Annotated in this window: 3 protein-coding genes; 1 reads left to right on the top strand and 2 read right to left on the bottom strand. The window is 70.8% G+C overall.

Features of this window, described 5'->3' with window-relative positions; translation table 11 throughout:
- Positions 1–220 precede the first annotated feature (220 nt).
- On the bottom strand, positions 221–1,831 hold the full coding sequence (locus ACYVE7_RS30955; protein ID WP_460369722.1) for a DHA2 family efflux MFS transporter permease subunit: 1,611 nt from the start codon (positions 1,829–1,831) through the stop codon (positions 221–223).
- Positions 1,832–1,894: 63 nt separating this feature from the next.
- On the opposite strand from ACYVE7_RS30955, the gene ACYVE7_RS30950 reads away from it, so the two are divergent.
- Entirely contained in the window at positions 1,895–3,058 is a 1,164-nt protein-coding gene (locus tag ACYVE7_RS30950) for an AAA family ATPase (protein WP_460369721.1), read from the top strand.
- Here the strand turns inward: ACYVE7_RS30950 and ACYVE7_RS30945 are convergent.
- A partial coding sequence (locus tag ACYVE7_RS30945; protein ID WP_460369719.1) for an amidase family protein occupies positions 3,006–3,710 on the bottom strand: 705 nt, incomplete at its 5' end. The genes ACYVE7_RS30950 and ACYVE7_RS30945 overlap by 53 nt on opposite strands.

The raw sequence follows: 3,710 nt of genomic DNA, 5'->3' as shown, positions 1-3,710 counted from the left end.
CGCCGAGCGCGCGGCCGCGTTTGGCGAACGCGTCGGGTGCTCCGCCCGGCGCGGCCATCCGCGCCATCGGCGCGCTCGCCGGCGGAGCGGGACGTGCCCGGAGGTTGTCCTCCAGCACCGCCTGCTGTGCGACGACCTTCTCCAGATATGAATTGTCGGCCATGACGCCTCCCGGGGGTCTTTTCCTGTTACGACACCCCCGGGAGGTGATCGGTTCCGGTCAGTGCGACGCCTTCTCCGGAGCCGCCGTGACGGACTGCGCGCCGGTGTCCCCGACGAACAGGCAGGCGACGGCCCCGACCAGCACCACGATGATCGGGAACAGCATGGTCGGCTTCAGAGCGGTCACGAAACCGTGGGTGAACACCTCGTGCGCGATCTTCTGGAGCTGGTCGGCGTAGGCGGGCGGCACGTCGGCGGGCAGCGCCGCTCCCTGCTGGCCCGCACCGACCTCGAGCCCGCCCTTGGCGGCGTGCTCGAAGCCCGCGATGAACGGCTGCCGCACCTGTTCGGGCAGCGCGGCCGACCGGGTGGTCGCCTCGTCCGCGAGCGCGACGGCCAGCCGGTTCTGCAGGATCGCGCCGGCGGCCGTGCCGCCGAGGACGGAGCCGATCTGCCGGACCGTGTTGTTCAGCCCGGACGCGGCGCCGGCCTGCGCGGGCGGCACCGCCCGCATCGCCTCGGTCGCCATCGGCGCGAAAACGCAGCCGATGCCGACCCCGGCCAGGAGGAACGGGCCGAGGAACTGCGGCCAGTCGGCCGTCGCGGAGAACACGGCGAGCAGCCAGCCCATGCCGAGCGCGTAGACCGTCAGACCGAAGATCAGGATGTTGCGGCCGCCCAGCTTGTCGGACATCTTGCCCGCGAACGGCGCGATGAACATCGAGACCAGCGACGACGGCGCGATCACCAGGCCCGCCTTGACCGCCGAGTAGCCCAGCACCGACTGGAGGTAGATCGAGATCGGCAGGAACAGCCCGATCATGCCGATCGACACCGTTCCGCCGACGAAGGTCAGCACGGTGAAGTTGCGCTCCTTGAGCAGGAAGAACGGGACGAGCGGTTCGGACCCCTGCCGGGCGCGCTGCTGGAAGACGAACACCACGAAGACGACGGCCGAGGCCGCCAGCGACGCCCAGATCCAGACGTTCCACTCATACCGCTGCCCCTCGGTCAGCGCGAACGCCAGCAGGAACAGCGCGACCGTCGCCAGGAACACGCCCGGCCAGTCGAGCCGGTGATCACGCGAGTATTTGACGTCCGGGATGAACGCCAACGCCATGACCAGCACCAGCACACCGATCGGCACATTGATGAAGAAGATCCAACGCCAGTCGAACGCCGTGACGAGCAGCCCGCCCAGGGTCGGTCCCGCGATCGTGGACAGACCCGCGACCGCGCCCCACACGCCCATCGCGGCGCCGCGCCGCTCGGCCGGGAAGGTCCCGATGATCAACGCCATGGTCTGGGGCATGAGCAGGGCGGCTCCCGCGCCCTGCACGACCCGGGCGGCGATCAGCTGCCAGGCCTCCGCCGAAAGACCGCACAGCAGCGACGCGACCGTGAACACCGCGACGCCCAGCATGAACATGGCGCGCTGTCCGTACAGGTCGCCGAGCCGCCCCGTGGTGATCAGCAGCACCGCGAGGATCAGCACATAGCCGTTGAGCACCCACAGCACCTCGTCGAACGAGGCGTCGAGATGGTCCAACATGCTCGGCACCGCGATGTTGACGATTGTGAGGTCGAGCAGGGTCATGAAGAAGCCGAGGGACAGCGTGAGCAGGATGGCCCACGGGTTGCCCCTCCATCGGCTCAGATAAGAGATCACGGGATTACGATACGCCTGCGTACCGACATTTCCCGGCGGGCAGGTGTGCCTAAGCTGAAACCTATGATCAGGACGCTCGCCGTCGAGAACTACCGTTCGCTGCGGCATCTCGTACTGCCGCTGGCCGGGCTGAACGTGGTCACCGGCGCGAACGGCAGCGGAAAGTCCAGCCTCTACCGGGCGCTGCGCCTGCTCGCCGACTCCTCCCGCAACGGATCGGTCGCCGCGCTCGCCCGCGAAGGCGGGCTGCCCTCGACGCTCTGGGCTGGGCCCGAGACGATCGGCCGGGCCGTCCGCGCCGGAGAGCACCCTGTCCAGGGGGTCCGTCGGACCGCACCGGTCAGCCTGAAACTCGGCTTCGCCGGCGACGATTTCGGCTACGCGATGGATCTGGGGCTGCCGCAGCCGGGAGATTCGGCGTTCGGGCTCGATCCGCTGATCAAGACGGAGGCTTCGTGGGGCGGGCCGGTGCTGCGGCCGTCCACGCTGCTCGCGCAGCGGCACGGGCAGGTCGTCCAGGTGCGGGACAGGGGCGGTGACTGGTACCGGGCGCACACCGAGCTCCGGCCGTTCGACTCGATGCTCAGCGAGGTCGCCGATCCGGTGCGCGCGCCCGATCTGCTCGTGCTGCGGGAGCGGATGCGGTCGTGGCGCTTCTACGACCACGTCCGCACCGACGCCGCGGCCCCGTCCCGGCAGCCGCAGGTCGGCACCCGCACCCCGGTGCTGAGCGCGGACGGCTCCGACGTCGCGGCCGCCCTGCAGACCATCGCCGAGATCGGCGACCACCAGGCGCTGTTCGACGCCGTCGAACGGGCCTTCCCCGGCAGCACGCTGGAGATCGACGTCCAGGGCGGCCGGTTCCAGACGGGCCTGCGCCAGCCGGGGATGCTCCGGCCGCTGCTGGCGCCCGAACTGTCGGACGGGACGCTCCGCTACCTGCTGTGGTGCGCGGCGCTGCTGACGCCCCGCCCACCCGAACTGCTCGTGCTGAACGAGCCGGAGACGAGCCTGCACCCCGATCTGCTGGAGGCGCTCGCCGAACTGATCGCCGTCGCCGCGGCCAAGACCCAGATCGTGGTGGTGACCCATGCCCCGCGCCTGGTCAGCGCGTTGGCGAAAGAGGGCGAGCCGCAGATCCTCGAGCTGTACAAGGATTTCGGCGAGACCAGGCTCAGGGACCAGCTTCCGCTGGAAGAGCCGCCGTGGCACTGGCCGAAACGGTAGCCGTCAGCAGATCCTCCCGGCCTCGGCGCGCGACGATCTGGAGCCCCGCGGGCAGGCCGTCCCGGGTGAATCCGGCCGGGACGTTCAGGGCGGGATGACCGCTCAGATTGAACGCCCAGGTCAGCGCGACATTGACCCGGTCTCCCGGCCCTGAGTGGTCGTGCGGGGCGGACTGGGCGGTCGGGGTCAGGAGCAGGTCGACCTCACTGAACAGGGCGTCGAGGAGGACGTTGTTGGCGGCCCGGACGCCGCGGTCGTCGCCGCCCGCCCTGAGCGCGTGCCAGGCCTGGGCCGGGTCGTGGAGGACGAGACCGCAGTCGCGGGGTTCCAGCCCCAGCTCGGCGGCGGCCCGGCCGGCCAGGCGGATCTGCTCGGGATCGACGTCGACCTGGACGAGCCCGTCCGGCCAGGCCGTTCTGACCGGGAGTTCGGGGACGGGCGGCCGGGCGCCGAGCACGACCTCCAGGTAGAGCGCCAGGTCCTCGGGGTGGCGGGTCAGCGCGCCGAACGCGGTGAAACCGGCCGGATCGGAGGAGGGGATCCGGCCGTTGGTGAGTTTCAGGCCGTAGACGCCGCACCAGGCGGCGGGCAGCCGGATCGACCCGTCGCCGTCGCTGCCGGTGGCGAGTGGGACGAGGCCCGCCGCTACGGC

Source organism: Actinocorallia lasiicapitis (assembly GCF_054778695.1).
This window is presented reverse-complemented; position numbering and strand designations above follow the sequence as displayed.